This is a genomic window from Pseudomonas sp., assembly GCF_049590575.1.
In the GTDB taxonomy this organism is placed as follows: Bacteria; Pseudomonadota; Gammaproteobacteria; order Pseudomonadales; family Pseudomonadaceae; genus Aquipseudomonas.
Genome location: NZ_JBAWDE010000248.1, coordinates 23,073 through 38,684, shown reverse-complemented (window position 1 = coordinate 38,684; position 15,612 = coordinate 23,073). Strand labels below are relative to the sequence as shown.

The 15,612-nt window shown below is 55.6% G+C and carries 24 protein-coding genes; 1 reads left to right on the top strand and 23 read right to left on the bottom strand.

What is annotated here, in order from left to right:
* Window positions 1-124 precede the first annotated feature (124 nt).
* Entirely contained in the window at window positions 125-2,959 is a 2,835-nt protein-coding gene (uvrA, locus tag WBR57_RS17200; protein WP_424084927.1) for an excinuclease ABC subunit UvrA, read from the top strand.
* Window positions 2,960-3,026: 67 nt separating this feature from the next.
* On the opposite strand, the gene bfr is transcribed toward uvrA, so the two are convergent.
* From bfr to rpsC, 23 genes are all read right to left on the bottom strand, one after another.
* Entirely contained in the window at window positions 3,027-3,491 is a 465-nt protein-coding gene (gene bfr, locus WBR57_RS17195; protein ID WP_003176400.1) for a bacterioferritin, read from the bottom strand.
* 155 nt (window positions 3,492-3,646) lie between these two features.
* Window positions 3,647-5,095: a catalase gene (locus WBR57_RS17190; RefSeq protein WP_424084925.1), complete on the bottom strand. Its 1,449-nt coding sequence runs from the start codon at window positions 5,093-5,095 to the stop codon at window positions 3,647-3,649.
* Window positions 5,096-5,334: 239 nt separating this feature from the next.
* Entirely contained in the window at window positions 5,335-5,721 is a 387-nt protein-coding gene (gene rplQ / locus WBR57_RS17185; RefSeq protein ID WP_017135967.1) for a 50S ribosomal protein L17, read from the bottom strand.
* Between the two features lie 41 nt (window positions 5,722-5,762).
* Complete coding sequence (locus WBR57_RS17180; RefSeq protein WP_003176403.1) at window positions 5,763-6,764, bottom strand: DNA-directed RNA polymerase subunit alpha; 1,002 nt, start codon at window positions 6,762-6,764, stop codon at window positions 5,763-5,765.
* Between the two features lie 22 nt (window positions 6,765-6,786).
* Window positions 6,787-7,407 (bottom strand): 30S ribosomal protein S4, encoded by a 621-nt coding sequence (gene rpsD / locus WBR57_RS17175; protein WP_003210056.1) that lies wholly within the window; start codon window positions 7,405-7,407, stop codon window positions 6,787-6,789.
* Between the two features lie 18 nt (window positions 7,408-7,425).
* The gene (gene rpsK / locus WBR57_RS17170) at window positions 7,426-7,815 is read right to left on the bottom strand and encodes a 30S ribosomal protein S11 (protein WP_002555466.1); all 390 of its coding nucleotides are present in this window, start codon (window positions 7,813-7,815) and stop codon (window positions 7,426-7,428) included.
* A 30-nt stretch (window positions 7,816-7,845) separates the two neighbouring features.
* Complete coding sequence (rpsM, locus tag WBR57_RS17165) at window positions 7,846-8,202, bottom strand: 30S ribosomal protein S13 (protein ID WP_024077676.1); 357 nt, start codon at window positions 8,200-8,202, stop codon at window positions 7,846-7,848.
* Window positions 8,203-8,331: 129 nt separating this feature from the next.
* Window positions 8,332-8,448, bottom strand: a complete 117-nt coding sequence (gene rpmJ, locus WBR57_RS17160; protein WP_002555468.1) for a 50S ribosomal protein L36 — start codon at window positions 8,446-8,448, stop codon at window positions 8,332-8,334.
* A 28-nt stretch (window positions 8,449-8,476) separates the two neighbouring features.
* Window positions 8,477-9,805, bottom strand: coding sequence for a preprotein translocase subunit SecY (gene secY / locus WBR57_RS17155; RefSeq protein ID WP_017736663.1), 1,329 nt, complete (start codon window positions 9,803-9,805; stop codon window positions 8,477-8,479).
* Window positions 9,806-10,243 carry a 50S ribosomal protein L15 gene (gene rplO / locus WBR57_RS17150; protein ID WP_003176407.1) on the bottom strand — a complete coding sequence of 146 codons (438 nt, stop codon included), beginning with the start codon at window positions 10,241-10,243 and terminating at the stop codon, window positions 9,806-9,808.
* Window positions 10,244-10,246: 3 nt separating this feature from the next.
* Window positions 10,247-10,423 (bottom strand): 50S ribosomal protein L30, encoded by a 177-nt coding sequence (gene rpmD / locus WBR57_RS17145; RefSeq protein WP_003176408.1) that lies wholly within the window; start codon window positions 10,421-10,423, stop codon window positions 10,247-10,249.
* A gap of 2 nt (window positions 10,424-10,425) precedes the next feature.
* The gene (gene rpsE, locus WBR57_RS17140) at window positions 10,426-10,926 is read right to left on the bottom strand and encodes a 30S ribosomal protein S5 (RefSeq protein ID WP_003176409.1); all 501 of its coding nucleotides are present in this window, start codon (window positions 10,924-10,926) and stop codon (window positions 10,426-10,428) included.
* A gap of 3 nt (window positions 10,927-10,929) precedes the next feature.
* Window positions 10,930-11,280, bottom strand: coding sequence for a 50S ribosomal protein L18 (rplR, locus tag WBR57_RS17135; protein WP_003186037.1), 351 nt, complete (start codon window positions 11,278-11,280; stop codon window positions 10,930-10,932).
* Window positions 11,281-11,290: 10 nt separating this feature from the next.
* A complete protein-coding gene (gene rplF / locus WBR57_RS17130; RefSeq protein WP_003176412.1) occupies window positions 11,291-11,824 on the bottom strand; it encodes a 50S ribosomal protein L6 in 534 nt (177 codons plus the stop codon).
* Window positions 11,825-11,836: 12 nt separating this feature from the next.
* Window positions 11,837-12,229 (bottom strand): 30S ribosomal protein S8, encoded by a 393-nt coding sequence (gene rpsH / locus WBR57_RS17125; protein ID WP_010566853.1) that lies wholly within the window; start codon window positions 12,227-12,229, stop codon window positions 11,837-11,839.
* A gap of 208 nt (window positions 12,230-12,437) precedes the next feature.
* Window positions 12,438-12,743, bottom strand: a complete 306-nt coding sequence (gene rpsN, locus WBR57_RS17120; protein ID WP_003176414.1) for a 30S ribosomal protein S14 — start codon at window positions 12,741-12,743, stop codon at window positions 12,438-12,440.
* A 13-nt stretch (window positions 12,744-12,756) separates the two neighbouring features.
* Complete coding sequence (gene rplE / locus WBR57_RS17115) at window positions 12,757-13,296, bottom strand: 50S ribosomal protein L5 (protein ID WP_003194642.1); 540 nt, start codon at window positions 13,294-13,296, stop codon at window positions 12,757-12,759.
* Window positions 13,297-13,318: 22 nt separating this feature from the next.
* A complete protein-coding gene (gene rplX / locus WBR57_RS17110; RefSeq protein ID WP_003176416.1) occupies window positions 13,319-13,633 on the bottom strand; it encodes a 50S ribosomal protein L24 in 315 nt (104 codons plus the stop codon).
* A gap of 11 nt (window positions 13,634-13,644) precedes the next feature.
* Entirely contained in the window at window positions 13,645-14,013 is a 369-nt protein-coding gene (gene rplN / locus WBR57_RS17105; protein ID WP_002555479.1) for a 50S ribosomal protein L14, read from the bottom strand.
* 23 nt (window positions 14,014-14,036) lie between these two features.
* Entirely contained in the window at window positions 14,037-14,303 is a 267-nt protein-coding gene (gene rpsQ / locus WBR57_RS17100) for a 30S ribosomal protein S17 (protein WP_003176419.1), read from the bottom strand.
* A gap of 2 nt (window positions 14,304-14,305) precedes the next feature.
* Window positions 14,306-14,497, bottom strand: coding sequence for a 50S ribosomal protein L29 (gene rpmC / locus WBR57_RS17095; RefSeq protein WP_002555481.1), 192 nt, complete (start codon window positions 14,495-14,497; stop codon window positions 14,306-14,308).
* On the bottom strand, window positions 14,497-14,910 hold the full coding sequence (gene rplP / locus WBR57_RS17090) for a 50S ribosomal protein L16 (protein WP_003232424.1): 414 nt from the start codon (window positions 14,908-14,910) through the stop codon (window positions 14,497-14,499). Before rplP ends, rpmC begins: the two co-directional genes overlap by 1 nt.
* A gap of 12 nt (window positions 14,911-14,922) precedes the next feature.
* On the bottom strand, window positions 14,923-15,609 hold the full coding sequence (gene rpsC / locus WBR57_RS17085) for a 30S ribosomal protein S3 (protein WP_003176422.1): 687 nt from the start codon (window positions 15,607-15,609) through the stop codon (window positions 14,923-14,925).
* Window positions 15,610-15,612: the final 3 nt, after the last annotated feature.

Sequence of the window (15,612 nt, the reverse complement as noted above, 5' to 3'; positions counted from 1 at the left end):
GTATATGCGGCGCTTTGCCGCGCAGCTTTCATGTAAGGCTGCAAGCGGCCTTTTGACAGTGTATATTCATCCAGTCTTTAGCCGTATACTCCGGCATTATTTACGCCCGCCGTGCGAGGCCATCTTGGACAAGATCCTGATTCGTGGGGCTAGAACCCACAACCTGAAGAACATCGACCTGACCCTGCCCCGGGACAAACTGATCGTCATCACCGGCCTGTCCGGCTCCGGCAAATCGTCCCTGGCGTTCGACACGCTGTATGCCGAAGGTCAGCGTCGCTACGTGGAATCGCTGTCGGCCTATGCCCGCCAGTTCCTGTCGATGATGGAAAAACCAGACGTCGACACCATTGAAGGCCTGTCGCCAGCGATTTCCATCGAACAGAAATCAACGTCCCATAACCCACGTTCCACCGTGGGCACCATTACCGAAATCTACGACTACCTGCGCCTGTTGTACGCGCGCGTGGGTATTCCGCGCTGCCCGGACCATGACATTCCACTGGAAGCCCAGACCGTCAGCCAGATGGTCGACCTGGTGCTGGCCCAACCGGAAGGCGCCAAGCTGATGCTGCTGGCCCCGGTGATTCGCGAGCGTAAAGGTGAACACCTTTCGGTCTTCGAAGAGCTGCGCGCCCAGGGTTTTGTACGCGCGCGCATCAACGGCAAGCTCTATGAGCTGGACGAAGCGCCAAAGCTCGACAAGCAGAAGAAGCATTCCATTGATGTGGTGGTGGACCGCTTCAAAGTGCGTGCCGACCTGCAGCAGCGTCTGGCGGAGTCCTTCGAGACAGCCTTGAAGCTGGCCGATGGGATCGCCCTGGTTGCGCCGATGGACGACGAACCGGGCGAAGAAATCATCTTCTCCGCGCGCTTTGCCTGCCCGATCTGTGGCCATGCAATCAGCGAGCTGGAACCCAAGCTGTTCTCCTTCAACAACCCGGCCGGTGCTTGCCCGACCTGTGACGGCCTGGGGGTCAAGCAGTTCTTCGATATCAAGCGCCTGGTGAACGGCGACCTGACGCTGGCGGAGGGGGCGATACGCGGCTGGGACAGGCGTAACGTCTACTACTTCCAGATGCTGGGGTCGTTGGCCTCGCACTACAAATTCAGCCTGGAAGTACCGTTCAACCAACTGCCGGTCGATCAGCAGAAAGTCATCCTGAACGGCAGCGGCTCGCAGAACGTCGACTTCAAGTACCTGAACGACCGTGGCGACATCGTCAAACGCTCGCACCCGTTCGAAGGCATCGTGCCGAACCTGGAACGCCGCTATCGCGAGACCGAATCGGCGAGCGTGCGTGAGGAGCTGGCAAAATTCCTCAGCACCCAACCGTGCCCGGATTGCCGCGGCACTCGCCTGCGTCGTGAAGCGCGGCATGTGTGGGTCGGCGAAAAGACCCTGCCGGCGGTGACCAACCTGCCGATCGGCGATGCCTGCGAATACTTCGGTATGCTCAAGCTGACCGGGCGCCGTGGGGAAATTGCCGACAAGATCCTCAAGGAAATCCGCGAGCGCCTGCAATTCCTCGTCAACGTAGGGCTGGATTACCTGTCGCTGGATCGCAGCGCAGACACCTTGTCCGGCGGTGAAGCCCAGCGCATCCGCCTGGCCAGCCAGATTGGCGCGGGCCTTGTCGGGGTGTTGTACATCCTCGATGAACCGTCGATTGGCTTACATCAGCGCGATAACGATCGCCTGCTGGGCACCCTGAAGCACCTTCGCGATATCGGCAACACGGTGATTGTGGTCGAGCACGACGAAGACGCGATCCGCCTGGCGGATTATGTGGTCGACATCGGCCCGGGCGCGGGTGTGCACGGCGGGCATATTGTCGCCGAGGGTACGCCTGAAGAAGTCATGGCGCACCCGGACTCGTTGACCGGCAAGTACCTGTCCGGCCGCGTGAAAATTGAAGTCCCGGCCAAGCGCACACCGCGCAACAAGAAGCAGGCGCTGCACCTCAAGGGCGCGCGCGGCAACAACTTGCGCAATGTTGACCTGGAAATCCCGCTGGGCCTGCTGACGTGCGTGACGGGCGTGTCCGGCTCGGGCAAGTCGACGCTGATCAACAACACGCTGTTTCCATTGAGTGCTACCGCCTTGAACGGCGCGACTACTCTAGAAGCCGCAGCGCACGACAGCATCAAAGGCCTGGAACACCTGGATAAAGTGGTCGATATCGACCAAAGCCCGATTGGCCGCACACCGCGTTCCAACCCGGCGACCTATACCGGGCTGTTCACGCCGATTCGCGAGTTGTTTGCCGGCGTACCGGAGTCCCGCTCGCGGGGTTACGGCCCTGGCCGGTTTTCGTTCAACGTCAAGGGTGGGCGTTGCGAAGCCTGCCAGGGCGACGGCCTGATCAAGGTAGAAATGCACTTTCTGCCAGACATCTACGTGCCGTGCGATGTGTGCAAGAGCAAGCGCTATAACCGCGAAACCCTTGAGATCAAATACAAGGGCAAGAGCATCCACGAAACCCTCGAGATGACTATCGAGGAAGCACGGGTGTTCTTTGACGCGGTGCCAGCGCTCGCGCGCAAGCTGCAGACATTGATGGACGTGGGGCTGTCGTATATCAAGCTGGGGCAGTCGGCGACTACCCTGTCCGGCGGCGAGGCGCAACGTGTGAAGTTGTCTCGTGAGCTGTCCAAGCGGGACACAGGTAAAACCCTGTATATCCTCGATGAGCCGACTACCGGGCTGCACTTCGCGGACATCCAGCAGTTGCTGGACGTGCTGCACCGCTTGCGTGACCACGGCAACACCGTGGTGGTGATCGAGCACAACCTGGACGTGATCAAGACTGCCGACTGGCTGGTAGACCTGGGGCCGGAAGGCGGCTCCAAGGGTGGCCAGATTATTGCGGTGGGCACACCGGAGCAGGTCTCCGAAATGCCGCAGTCCCACACTGGTTACTACTTGAAACCACTGTTGGCACGCGACCGGGCGTGATTGATCGGGCCCAATAAAAAGCCCCTGTCACTTCATCAGTGACAGGGGCTTTTTTGTAGCCGGGGAATCAGAACTGCGATTGCAGGTAGTTTTCCAGGCCAATCAGCTTGATCAGGCCCAACTGCTTTTCCAGCCAGTAGGTGTGATCTTCTTCAGTGTCGTTCAACTGCACCCGCAGGATTTCCCGGGTCACATAGTCATTGTGCTGCTCGCAGAGCTCAATACCCTTGCAGAGTGCGGCACGCACCTTGTACTCAAGGCGAAGGTCGGCAGCCAACATGTCAGGCACCGTGGTGCCCACATCCAGGTCGTCAGGACGCATACGTGGCGTACCTTCGAGCATCAGGATACGGCGCATCAAAGCGTCGGCGTGCTGTGCCTCTTCTTCCATTTCGTGGTTGATACGCTCATAGAGCTCGGTAAAGCCCCAGTCTTCGTACATACGCGAATGGATGAAATATTGGTCACGAGCTGCCAGTTCGCCCGTCAGCAACGTGTTGAGGTAATCGATTACGTCGGGGTGACCTTGCATCGCCCTACATCTCCCTGCTTGAAAGTCTGTAGTTTGAACCATGCTGACCCGGAGGTCACGGGACCAACGGCAGAAAAGTGAACATTTCCTGAGAAAAGTAGCTGAAATAACGCAAAAACCGCCCAAATGAGGGCGGTTCTGCTTATCGTTTAGAGTTAGTTAAGCGATACACCCAGTGCAGATGCGATACCTTCTCCATAAGCAGGGTCTGCCTTGAAGAAGTACTGCAACTGGCGCTGCACCACGTCGCTGGAAACACCCGCCATGGCACCGGCGATGTTGCTGATCAACAGGGCTTTCTGCTCATCGCTCATCAGGCGGAACAGCGCACCGGCGTGGCTGAAGTAATCGCTGTCTTCACGGTGATCGTAACGATCGGCGGCGCCGCTTAAAGCCAACGCAGGCTCAGCGTACTGTGGCGCCTGTTTCGGTGCGTCGACGTAGCTGTTCGGCTCGTAGTTGGGTGCCGCCCCGCCATTGCTGCCGAAAGCCATCGAGCCGTCGCGCTGGTAGCTGTTCACCGGATTGCGCGGCGCATTCACCGGCAGTTGCTGGTGGTTGGTGCCGACACGGTAGCGGTGGGCATCTGCATAAGCGAACACACGACCTTGCAGCATGCGGTCCGGCGACAGGCCAACACCAGGCACCATGTTGCTCGGGCCGAACGCAGCTTGCTCTACCTCAGCGAAGTAGTTCTGCGGGTTGCGATTGAGCTCCAGCTCACCGACTTCGATCAACGGAAATTCCTTTTGCGACCAGGTTTTGGTCACATCAAAAGGGTTCTCGTAGTGAGCATTCGCCTGAGCCTCGGTCATGATCTGGATGCAAACACGCCATTTCGGGAAATCACCCCGTTCGATCGCACCAAACAAATCGCGCTGGGCGTAATCAGGGTCGGTACCTGCAAGGCGGGCAGCCTCGGCGGGGGCCAGGTTCTTGATGCCTTGCTTGGTTTTGTAATGCCACTTCACCCAGTGCCGTTCGCCATTGGCGTTGATCAGGCTGTAGGTGTGGCTGCCGAAGCCGTGCATATGACGGTAGCCGTCAGGAATGCCACGGTCCGAAAACAGAATGGTGACCTGGTGCAGCGCCTCTGGGGAGTGCGACCAGAAGTCCCACATCATCTGCGCGCTTTTCAGGTTGCTTTGCGGCAGGCGTTTTTGGGTATGAATGAAGTCCGGGAATTTCAACGGATCACGGATAAAGAACACCGGGGTGTTGTTACCGACGATGTCCCAGTTGCCTTCCTCTGTGTAGAACTTGAGGGCGAAACCACGTGGGTCACGCTCGGTGTCAGCCGACCCGCGCTCACCGCCAACGGTGGAAAAACGCAGGAACGTCGGAGTCTGCTTGCCAACAGACTCGAACAGCTTGGCGCTGGTGTATTGGGTGATGTCTTGGGTAACCGTAAAGGTGCCGTAGGCGCCTGAACCCTTGGCGTGGACGCGACGCTCAGGAATGTTTTCACGGTTGAAGTGAGCGAGCTTCTCGATCAGGTGAAAATCGTCAAGGAGCAACGGGCCGCGCGGGCCTGCGGAACGGGAATTCTGGTTGTCCGCAACGGGCGCGCCGCTGGCGGTGGTAAGGATTTTGTTCTGGCTCATGCTCAATTTTCCTCAGGTCGGACTTGAAACTGCCGGCTAATCGGCTTGGAAGGAGTATTGATCATCAACATGACATCGACAAATTCATTAAATTGCGGACATCAATAGAAAATTACTACCAACACATCCAACGCCCATAGTGCCGCTCTCAACCTGACTCAAGCTTGTACAAATAGCGCTTTTCTTACGCGCACAAAAAACCGGGCACTAGGCCCGGTTCTTCGTTACAGCTTGTCGTCTTACTCGGCGCTTACAGCTTCGCCGGCAGTAGCACGATCAACCAACTCGACGTACGCCATAGGCGCGTTGTCGCCAGTGCGGAAGCCGCACTTGAGGATGCGCAGGTAGCCACCCTCACGGGTAGCGTAGCGCTTGCCCAGGTCGTTGAAGAGCTTACCAACGATAGCTTTCGAACGAGTACGGTCGAAAACCAAACGGCGGTTAGCCAGGCTGTCTGTCTTGGCCAAAGTGATCAGCGGCTCAGCAACGCGACGCAGTTCTTTAGCTTTTGGCAGTGTAGTTTTGATCAGCTCGTGCTCGAACAGCGACACCGCCATGTTTTGAAACATGGCCTTGCGGTGCGAGCTGGTACGGCTCAGGTGACGACCACTTTTACGATGACGCATGGTTCATTCCTTACCAAACTCACGTTCGGTGATTACGACGATCAGGCAGTCGCCTTGTCGTCCTTCTTAAGACTTGCAGGCGGCCAGTTGTCGAGGCGCATGCCGAGGGACAGACCGCGGGAGGCCAGAACGTCCTTGATTTCAGTCAAGGATTTCTTGCCCAGGTTCGGAGTCTTCAACAGTTCTACTTCGGTGCGCTGAATCAGGTCACCGATGTAGTAAATGTTTTCCGCCTTAAGGCAGTTAGCCGAACGTACAGTCAGTTCCAGATCGTCAACCGGGCGAAGCAGGATCGGATCGATCTCGTCTTCCTGCTCGATTACCACTGGTTCGCTGTCACCTTTGAGGTCGACGAACGCAGCCAACTGCTGTTGCAGGATGGTTGCAGCGCGACGGATAGCCTCTTCAGGGTCCAGAGTACCGTTGGTTTCCAGATCAATAACCAGCTTGTCCAGGTTAGTACGCTGCTCGACACGGGCGTTTTCCACCACGTATGCGATGCGGCGAACCGGGCTGAACGAAGAGTCAAGCTGCAAGCGACCAATGCTGCGGCTTTCGTCTTCATCGCTCTGACGCGAGTCGGCCGGTTCATAACCACGACCACGAGCTACGGTGAGCTTCATGTTCAGGGCGCCGTTAGACGCCAGGTTAGCGATTACGTGATCGGGGTTAACGATCTCGACATCATGATCCAGCTGAATATCGGCAGCGGTAACCACCCCCGAACCCTTCTTCGACAAGGTCAGCGTAACTTCGTCACGGCCGTGCAGCTTGATAGCCAGACCTTTAAGGTTCAACAGGATTTCAATTACGTCTTCCTGTACACCTTCGATGGCGCTGTACTCGTGGAGCACACCGTCAATCTCGGCCTCGACTACTGCACAGCCGGGCATTGAGGACAACAGGATGCGGCGCAGCGCGTTGCCCAGGGTGTGGCCAAAACCACGCTCGAGAGGCTCGAGAGTGATCTTGGCGCGGGTTGGACTGACAACCTGCACATCAATGTGGCGGGGTGTCAGGAACTCATTTACCGAAATCTGCATGGATGCACCTATTTTCTAGCCCTTACTTGGAGTAGAGCTCGACAATCAGGCTTTCGTTGATGTCGGCGGACAGATCACTGCGAGCAGGAACGTTCTTGAAAACGCCCGACTTCTTCTCAGTGTCTACTTCTACCCATTCTACGCGGCCACGTTGGGCACACAGATCGAGAGCTTGGACAATGCGAAGTTGGTTTTTTGCTTTCTCGCGAATCGCGACAACGTCACCAGCACGAACCTGGTAAGACGGAACGTTAACGGTTTGGCCGTTTACGCTGACGGATTTGTGCGATACCAGCTGACGGGATTCGGCACGAGTCGAACCAAAGCCCATACGGTATACAACGTTGTCCAGACGGCATTCGAGCAGTTGCAGCAGGTTTTCACCGGTTGCACCTTTCTTGCCAGCAGCTTCTTTGTAGTAGCCGCTGAACTGACGCTCGAGAACGCCGTAGATACGACGGACCTTCTGCTTTTCACGCAGTTGGGTGCCGTAATCGGACTGGCGACCGCGGCGTTGGCCGTGGATACCAGGTGCTGCTTCAATGTTGCACTTCGATTCGATCGCGCGCACGCCGCTCTTCAGGAAGAGATCGGTGCCTTCGCGACGAGCGAGTTTGCATTTTGGACCAATGTAACGAGCCATTCTTTACAATCTCCTGGATTACACGCGGCGCTTCTTCGGCGGACGGCACCCGTTGTGCGGGATTGGCGTCACGTCGGTGATGCTGGCGATCTTATAGCCACAGCCGTTCAAAGCACGGACAGCAGACTCACGACCTGGACCTGGACCTTTGACGTTAACGTCAAGGTTTTTCAGGCCGTATTCCAGCGCAGCTTGACCAGCACGTTCAGCAGCTACTTGAGCAGCAAACGGGGTGGACTTGCGGGAACCGCGGAAACCCGAACCACCGGAGGTAGCCCAAGAAAGCGCGTTACCTTGACGGTCGGTGATGGTCACGATTGTGTTGTTAAAAGAAGCATGGATGTGGGCGATGCCATCAACCACTGTCTTTTTAACTTTTTTACGAGGACGAGCAGCAGGTTTTGCCATGATAATTTTCCTGTCGATTCGCTGGGGCGATTACTTGCGGATCGGCTTACGCGGACCTTTACGGGTACGCGCGTTAGTCTTGGTACGCTGACCGCGTACTGGAAGACCACGACGATGACGCAGACCGCGATAGCAACCGAGGTCCATCAAACGCTTGATTTTCATGTTGATTTCGCGACGCAGATCACCTTCAGTGGTGAACTTCGCCACTTCGCCACGCAGCAATTCAATCTGCTCGTCGCTCAGATCCTTGATCTTAGCGGCTGGGTTTACCCCAGCAACTGCGCAAATTTTCTGCGCAGTAGTGCGACCAACACCATAGATGTAGGTCAGCGAGATAACAGTGTGCTTGTTATCTGGAATGTTAACGCCTGCAATACGGGCCATTCAGTGGGACTCCAATTGACAGCTACCTACGCCCCGGAAGCCAAGAAATAGGGCGCGAGATAATATCGCTGTAATAACAAATAATCAACCCGGTAGCGCACTAGCTACCGGGCTTCAAGCGGATCACACTCAGCCTTGGCGCTGTTTGTGACGCGGTTCCGCGCTGCAAATTACTCGAACAACACCTTCGCGGCGAATAATCTTGCAGTTACGGCACAGCTTTTTCACCGATGCACGAACTTTCATCACCAACTCCTCGAACCTTATGGGGTACTCAGCGCAACATGCCGCTGCCGTAGCCCTTCAGGTTGGCTTTCTTCATCAGGGATTCGTACTGGTGCGAAACGAGGTGCGATTGTACTTGGGACATGAAGTCCATCACAACCACGACCACGATCAGCAACGAGGTCCCGCCAAGGTAGAACGGAACGTTTGCTGCAACCACCAGAAACTGGGGCAACAAGCAGACGGCCGTCATATATAGAGCACCGAACAGAGTCAAACGAGTCAGAACGCCATCAATGTAGCGCGCAGACTGCTCACCTGGACGGATACCCGGAATAAAGGCACCGGACTTCTTCAGGTTTTCCGCTACGTCTTTCGGATTGAACATCAACGCCGTATAGAAGAAGCAGAAGAAAATAATCCCTGCACTAAACAGCAGAATATTCAACGGCTGACCAGGAGCGATCGACTGAGAGAGGTCCTGCAGCCAGCCCATATTTTCAGACTGACCAAACCAGGTACCCAACGAAGCCGGAAACAGCAAAATGCTGCTCGCGAAAATTGCCGGAATAACACCGGCCATATTCACTTTCAGCGGCAAGTGGCTGGTCTGCGCAGCAAAAACCTTACGGCCCTGCTGACGCTTGGCGTAGTGAACAGCAATACGACGCTGACCACGCTCAATGAACACCACAAAACCGATAATCGCTACTGCCAGCAAACCGATAGCAACCAAGGCGAAGATATTGATATCACCCTGACGTGCAGACTCGAAAGACTGCCCAATCGCTCTCGGAAGACCGGCGACGATACCTGCGAAAATCAACATCGAGATACCGTTACCAACACCACGCTCAGTAATCTGCTCACCCAGCCACATCATGAACATCGCACCAGCCACAAATGTGGATACCGCGACGAAATGGAAGCCAAAGTCACCAGTGAACGCAACACCCTGCCCCGCCAGGCCAACGGACATACCGATAGCCTGAACCAGGGCGAGGGCGACAGTGCCGTAGCGGGTGTACTGGCTAATCTTGCGACGGCCAGCTTCACCTTCCTTCTTCAACTGCTCCAGCTGCGGGCTGACGGCGGTCATCAGCTGCATGATGATCGATGCCGAAATGTACGGCATGATCCCCAGTGCAAAGATGCTCATCCGTTCCAGCGCGCCGCCGGAAAACATGTTGAACAAGCTAAGAATGGTCCCCTCATTCTGTCGAAACAGGTCTGCGAGTCGGTCCGGGTTGATACCTGGAACCGGGATGTGTGCGCCTATTCGGTAGACGATAATCGCCAGGAACAGAAAACGCAGACGAGCCCAAAGTTCAGACATACCGCCTTTGCCGAGCGCTGAGAGAGCACCTTGCTTAGCCATTTATTCCTCGAACTTGCCGCCAGCTGCTTCGATAGCCGAACGCGCACCTTTGGTGGCGCCGATTCCCTTGCCGATAGTGACAGCGCGAGTCACTTCACCGGACAGCATGATTTTCACACGCTGTACGTTGACGTTGATCACGTTGGCATCTTTCAGGGTCTGCACAGTAACGATGTCGCCTTCCACTTTAGCCAGCTCGGACAAACGCACTTCTGCGCGATCCATGGCTTTCAGGGAAACGAAACCGAACTTAGGCAGGCGACGATGCAGCGGCTGTTGACCGCCTTCAAAGCCTGGAGCGATGGTGCCACCGGAGCGGGAGGTTTGACCTTTGTGGCCACGGCCACCAGTCTTACCCAAACCGCTACCGATACCACGGCCCGGACGATGCTTTTCGCGACGGGAACCCGGCGCTGGACTCAGATCATTGAGTTTCATCGATTAACCCTCTACACGCAGCATGTAGTAAGCCTTGTTGATCATCCCGCGATTCTCGGGAGTATCCTGGACTTCTACAGTGTGACCGATGCGACGCAGACCCAAACCTTTAACGCACAGTTTGTGGTTAGGAATGCGGCCGGTCATGCTTTTGATCAGCGTTACTTTAACGGTAGCCATGATCAGAAGATCTCCTTGACAGTCAGGCCACGCTTGGCAGCGATGGACTCAGGAGATTGCATAGCCTTCAAACCCTTGAAAGTGGCGTGAACCACGTTTACTGGGTTAGTCGAGCCGTAGCACTTGGCCAGAACGTTCTGAACACCAGCAACTTCGAGGACAGCACGCATAGCGCCGCCAGCGATGATACCGGTACCTTCAGAAGCAGGCTGCATGTACACCTTCGAAGCGCCATGGGCGGACTTCATTGCGTACTGCAGAGTGGTGCCGTTCAGATCAACTTGGATCATGTTGCGACGAGCAGCTTCCATTGCCTTCTGGATCGCAGCAGGCACTTCACGTGACTTGCCACGGCCGAAGCCCACACGCCCTTTACCATCACCCACCACGGTCAACGCGGTGAAAGTGAAGATACGGCCGCCTTTTACGGTTTTGGCTACGCGGTTAACTTGAACCAGCTTCTCAATGTAGCCTTCGTCGCGCTTTTGGTCGTTATTTGACATAACTTAGAACTCCAGCCCAGCTTCACGAGCAGCATCAGCCAGCGCTTTAACGCGGCCGTGGTACTTGAAGCCAGAGCGGTCGAAAGCCACTTGCGAGACGCCAGCGGCCTTAGCACGCGTAGCGACCAGCTGGCCAACCTTAGTGGCCGCGTCGATGTTGCCAGTGGCACCATCACGCAGTTCTTTATCCAAAGTCGAGGCGCTTGCCAGGACTTTGTTGCCGTCGGCCGAGATGACCTGGGCGTAGATGTGCTGCGACGAGCGGAACACGCAGAGACGCACGACTTCGAGTTCGTGCATTTTCAGGCGTGCTTTGCGAGCGCGACGCAGTCGAGTAACTTTTTTGTCGGTCATTTGCTATGCCCTACTTCTTCTTGGCTTCTTTACGACGGACGACTTCGTCCGCGTAGCGCACACCTTTGCCTTTGTACGGCTCTGGTGGACGGAAGTCGCGGATCTCAGCGGCCACCTGACCTACCAGCTGCTTATCGATACCCTTGATCAGGATATCGGTTTGGCTAGGGGTCTCAGCGGTGATGCCTTCCGGCAGTTCGTAATCCACTGGGTGCGAGAAGCCAAGGGCCAGGTTCAGAACCGTGCCTTTTGCTTGCGCTTTGTAACCAACACCGACCAGCTGGAGCTTGCGCTCGAAGCCTTGGCTTACGCCCTGGACCATGTTGTTTACCAACGCACGCGTGGTACCGGCCATTGCGCGAGTTTGTTGATCGCCATTGCGAGCAGCGAAACGCAGCTCACCAGCTTCTTCAACGATCTCAACGGACGAATGGATGTTCAGTTCAAGAGTGCCCTTGGCACCCTTCACCGAAAGCTGTTGGCCTGCGAATTTGACTTCGACACCGGCTGGCAGCTTAACGGGGTTCTTAGCGACGCGAGACATGCTTATCCCCCCTTAGAACACAGTGCAAAGAACTTCGCCGCCGACACCGGCAGCGCGCGCAGCACGATCCGTCATCACACCTTTGTTGGTGGAGACGATAGACACGCCCAGACCGCCACGAACTTTCGGCAGATCTTCAGCGGACTTGTACTGACGCAGGCCTGGACGGCTAACGCGCTTCACTTCCTCGATGACCGAACGGCCTTCGAAGTACTTCAGCTCGATGGACAGCAGTGGCTTGGTTTCGCTGCTGATCTGATAACCCGCAATGTAGCCTTCGTCTTTCAGGACTTTGGCAACAGCTACCTTCAACTTGGAAGATGGCATGCTTACGACGGACTTTTCAGCCATCTGGGCATTACGGATACGAGTTAGCATGTCCGCTAACGGGTCCTGCATACTCATGGGCTAGACGCTCCTAATACAAAAAAATTAGCCTTGCGGCTACATATGTCGCCGAGAATCTCCGAGCGCAAAACACACGGGCTCAGGCGAGCCGCGTATTTTAGACACACTCCAGAAATGAAACAAGCCCCAAAAGGGGCTTGTTCCAGATTCAAGGTCACCGGCGGTCAGTATCTTGCGATGCAAACCACCTGGACGTTGAAAGTACTTACCAGCTGGCTTTAACCAGACCTGGTACGTCACCACGCATAGCCGCTTCACGCAGTTTGTTACGGCCGAGGCCGAACTTGCGGTAAACGCCGTGTGGACGACCGGTCAGGCGGCAGCGGTTACGCATGCGCGAAGCGCTTGCGTCACGTGGCTGCTTCTGCAGAGCTACTGTAGCTTCCCAACGCGCTTCTGGACTTGCGTTCAGATCAACGATGATTGCTTTCAGTGCTGCACGCTTCTTGGCGTACTTGGCAACCGTGAGCTGACGCTTCAGCTCGCGGTTTTTCATGCTCATCTTGGCCATGGTCCTACTCCAATCAGTTGCGGAACGGGAATTTGAACGCACGCAGCAGAGCGCGGCCTTCATCATCGTTCTTGGCAGTGGTGGTCAGGGTGATGTCCAGACCGCGGAGAGCATCGATCTTGTCGTAGTCGATTTCCGGGAAGATGATCTGCTCTTTCACGCCCATGCTGTAGTTACCACGACCATCAAAGGACTTGGCATTCAGGCCGCGGAAGTCGCGAACCCGAGGCAGGGAGATCGACAGCAGACGATCCAGGAATTCGTACATACGCTCACGGCGCAGAGTCACTTTGACGCCGATCGGCCAACCTTCACGGACTTTAAAGCCAGCGATGGATTTCCGAGCGTAAGTCACAACGACTTTTTGACCGGTGATCTTTTCCAGGTCAGCAACAGCGTGCTCGATGACTTTTTTGTCACCGATCGCTTCGCCCAGACCCATGTTCAGGGTGATTTTGGTAACGCGCGGAACTTCCATCACGTTCCCAAGCTTAAGTTCTTCCTTAAGCTTAGGGGCGATTTCCTTCCGGTAAATCTCTTGTAGTCGTGCCATGGTCTAATCTACCTAGCAGTGTTCAAGCATCAACCGCTTTTTGGGTCGACTTGAAGACACGAATTTTCTTACCGTCTTCTACTTTGAAACCAACGCGGTCAGCCTTGTTGGTCTCGCCGTTGAAGATGGCGACGTTAGAAGCGTCCAGCGGAGCTTCTTTCTCGACGATACCGCCCTGCACGCCCGACATCGGGTTAGGCTTGGTATGACGCTTAACCAGGTTCAGACCACCGATAACCAGACGGTTATTAGCGAGAACCTTAAGCACCTTACCGCGCTTACCTTTGTCTTTGCCGGCGATCACGATGATCTCGTCGTCACGACGAATCTTTTGCATGTCGGATCTCCTTACAGCACTTCTGGGGCGAGCGAGACGATCTTCATGAACTTCTCAGTACGAAGTTCACGGGTCACTGGCCCAAAGATACGGGTGCCGATCGGCTCTTGCTTGTTGTTCAGAAGAACAGCAGCGTTGCCATCAAAGCGGATAATGGAGCCATCTGCACGGCGTACGCCGTGACGAGTGCGGACTACAACAGCAGTCATCACTTGGCCTTTTTTCACTTTACCGCGAGGAATTGCTTCCTTCACGGTAACTTTGATGATGTCACCGATACCAGCGTAACGACGATGGGAGCCACCCAGCACCTTGATGCACATAACACGGCGAGCGCCGCTGTTATCGGCCACATCGAGCATGGATTGAGTCTGAATCATATAATTTCTCCGACCCCTAGTCCTTAGACTTCCACAGCGCGTTCGAGAACATCAACCAGTGCCCAAGACTTGGTCTTGGCCAGCGGACGAGTTTCACGAATAGTGACTTTGTCGCCGATGTGGCACTGATTGGTTTCGTCGTGCGCGTGCAGCTTAGTCGAACGCTTAACATATTTACCGTAGATCGGGTGCTTAACGCGACGCTCGATCAAAACGGTGATGGTTTTGTCCATCTTGTCGCTGACAACACGGCCAGTCAGCGTACGGACAGTCTTTTCGGCTTCAGCCATGATCACTTACCTGCCTGCTGGTTGAGCACAGTTTTCACGCGAGCAATGTCACGCTTAACTTGCGAGAGCAGATGAGACTGCCCCAACTGGCCAGTTGCTTTCTGCATGCGCAGATTGAACTGGTCGCGCAGCAGGCCGAGCAGTTGCTCGTTCAGCTGCTGTGCGGATTTTTCACGAAGTTCATTCGCTTTCATCACATCACCGTCCGTTTAACAAAGGCGGTGGCGAGCGGCAGCTTTGCAGCAGCCAGGGCAAAAGCCTCACGCGCCAGCTCTTCAGTTACACCCTCGATTTCATACAGGACTTTGCCTGGCTGAATCTGGGCTACCCAGTATTCCACGTTACCCTTACCTTTACCCATCCGAACTTCGAGGGGCTTTTTGGAGATTGGCTTGTCCGGGAATACACGGATCCAGATCTTGCCGCCACGTTTAACGTGACGGGTCAGTGCACGACGCGCTGACTCGATCTGACGAGCGGTGAGACGACCACGAGCTACAGACTTCAGCGCGAACTCGCCGAAGCTGACTTTGCTACCGCGCTGAGCCAGACCACGGTTGTGGCCTGTCATCTGCTTGCGGAACTTCGTACGCTTTGGTTGCAACATTTGGCGTACCCCTTACTTAGCAGCTTTTTTACGAGGCGCTGGTGCTTGTGGTTTCAGTTCTTCTTGGCGACCACCAATTACTTCGCCTTTGAAGATCCAAACCTTTACACCGATCACACCGTAAGTGGTGTGAGCTTCGTAGTTGGCATAGTCGATGTCGGCACGCAGGGTGTGCAGTGGCACACGACCTTCGCGATACCATTCAGTACGTGCGATTTCAGCACCGCCGAGACGACCGCTCACTTGGATTTTGATGCCTTTGGCACCAATGCGCATGGCGTTCTGTACGGCGCGCTTCATAGCGCGACGGAACATTACGCGACGCTCCAGCTGCTGAGCTACGCTCTGCGCAACCAGCATACCGTCGAGCTCCGGCTTACGGATCTCTTCGATATTGATGTGCACAGGCACACCCATTTGCTTGGTCAGGTCCTGACGCAGTTTCTCAACATCTTCACCTTTCTTCCCGATAACGATACCTGGACGAGCGGTGTGGATGGTGATACGTGCAGTTTGCGCCGGACGATGGATATCGATACGGCTTACGGACGCGCTTTTTAGTTTGTCTTGGAGATACTCACGCACCTTCAGATCAGCGAACAAATAGTCCGCATAAGTCCGACCGTCTGCGTACCAGACGGAGGTGTGCTCCTTGACGATTCCCAGGCGAATGCCAATGGGATGTACTTTCTGACCCATCTC

What these genes read in the sequence shown, in the direction of transcription:
- bfr (WP_003176400.1), bottom strand. Translation starts at nt 3,491, where the DNA reads ATGCAAGGTCACCCCGACGTAATCGATTACCTCAACACGTTGCTGACG.
- WBR57_RS17190 (WP_424084925.1), bottom strand. Translation starts at nt 5,095, where the DNA reads ATGAGCCAGAACAAAATCCTTACCACCGCCAGCGGCGCGCCCGTTGCG.
- rplQ (WP_017135967.1), bottom strand. Translation starts at nt 5,721, where the DNA reads ATGCGTCATCGTAAAAGTGGTCGTCACCTGAGCCGTACCAGCTCGCAC.
- WBR57_RS17180 (WP_003176403.1), bottom strand. Translation starts at nt 6,764, where the DNA reads ATGCAGATTTCGGTAAATGAGTTCCTGACACCCCGCCACATTGATGTG.
- rpsD (WP_003210056.1), bottom strand. Translation starts at nt 7,407, where the DNA reads ATGGCTCGTTACATTGGTCCAAAATGCAAACTCGCTCGTCGCGAAGGC.
- rpsK (WP_002555466.1), bottom strand. Translation starts at nt 7,815, where the DNA reads ATGGCAAAACCTGCTGCTCGTCCTCGTAAAAAAGTTAAAAAGACAGTG.
- rpsM (WP_024077676.1), bottom strand. Translation starts at nt 8,202, where the DNA reads ATGGCCCGTATTGCAGGCGTTAACATTCCAGATAACAAGCACACTGTT.
- rpmJ (WP_002555468.1), bottom strand. Translation starts at nt 8,448, where the DNA reads ATGAAAGTTCGTGCATCGGTGAAAAAGCTGTGCCGTAACTGCAAGATT.
- secY (WP_017736663.1), bottom strand. Translation starts at nt 9,805, where the DNA reads ATGGCTAAGCAAGGTGCTCTCTCAGCGCTCGGCAAAGGCGGTATGTCT.
- rplO (WP_003176407.1), bottom strand. Translation starts at nt 10,243, where the DNA reads ATGAAACTCAATGATCTGAGTCCAGCGCCGGGTTCCCGTCGCGAAAAG.
- rpmD (WP_003176408.1), bottom strand. Translation starts at nt 10,423, where the DNA reads ATGGCTACCGTTAAAGTAACGCTGATCAAAAGCATGACCGGCCGCATT.
- rpsE (WP_003176409.1), bottom strand. Translation starts at nt 10,926, where the DNA reads ATGTCAAATAACGACCAAAAGCGCGACGAAGGCTACATTGAGAAGCTG.
- rplR (WP_003186037.1), bottom strand. Translation starts at nt 11,280, where the DNA reads ATGACCGACAAAAAAGTTACTCGACTGCGTCGCGCTCGCAAAGCACGC.
- rplF (WP_003176412.1), bottom strand. Translation starts at nt 11,824, where the DNA reads ATGTCTCGCGTCGCTAAGAACCCCGTTAAGCTGCCAGCCGGTGTCGAA.
- rpsH (WP_010566853.1), bottom strand. Translation starts at nt 12,229, where the DNA reads ATGAGTATGCAGGACCCGTTAGCGGACATGCTAACTCGTATCCGTAAT.
- rpsN (WP_003176414.1), bottom strand. Translation starts at nt 12,743, where the DNA reads ATGGCCAAGATGAGCATGAAAAACCGCGAGCTGAAGCGTCAGCTCACG.
- rplE (WP_003194642.1), bottom strand. Translation starts at nt 13,296, where the DNA reads ATGGCACGACTACAAGAGATTTACCGGAAGGAAATCGCCCCTAAGCTT.
- rplX (WP_003176416.1), bottom strand. Translation starts at nt 13,633, where the DNA reads ATGCAAAAGATTCGTCGTGACGACGAGATCATCGTGATCGCCGGCAAA.
- rplN (WP_002555479.1), bottom strand. Translation starts at nt 14,013, where the DNA reads ATGATTCAGACTCAATCCATGCTCGATGTGGCCGATAACAGCGGCGCT.
- rpsQ (WP_003176419.1), bottom strand. Translation starts at nt 14,303, where the DNA reads ATGGCTGAAGCCGAAAAGACTGTCCGTACGCTGACTGGCCGTGTTGTC.
- rpmC (WP_002555481.1), bottom strand. Translation starts at nt 14,497, where the DNA reads ATGAAAGCGAATGAACTTCGTGAAAAATCCGCACAGCAGCTGAACGAG.
- rplP (WP_003232424.1), bottom strand. Translation starts at nt 14,910, where the DNA reads ATGTTGCAACCAAAGCGTACGAAGTTCCGCAAGCAGATGACAGGCCAC.
- rpsC (WP_003176422.1), bottom strand. Translation starts at nt 15,609, where the DNA reads ATGGGTCAGAAAGTACATCCCATTGGCATTCGCCTGGGAATCGTCAAG.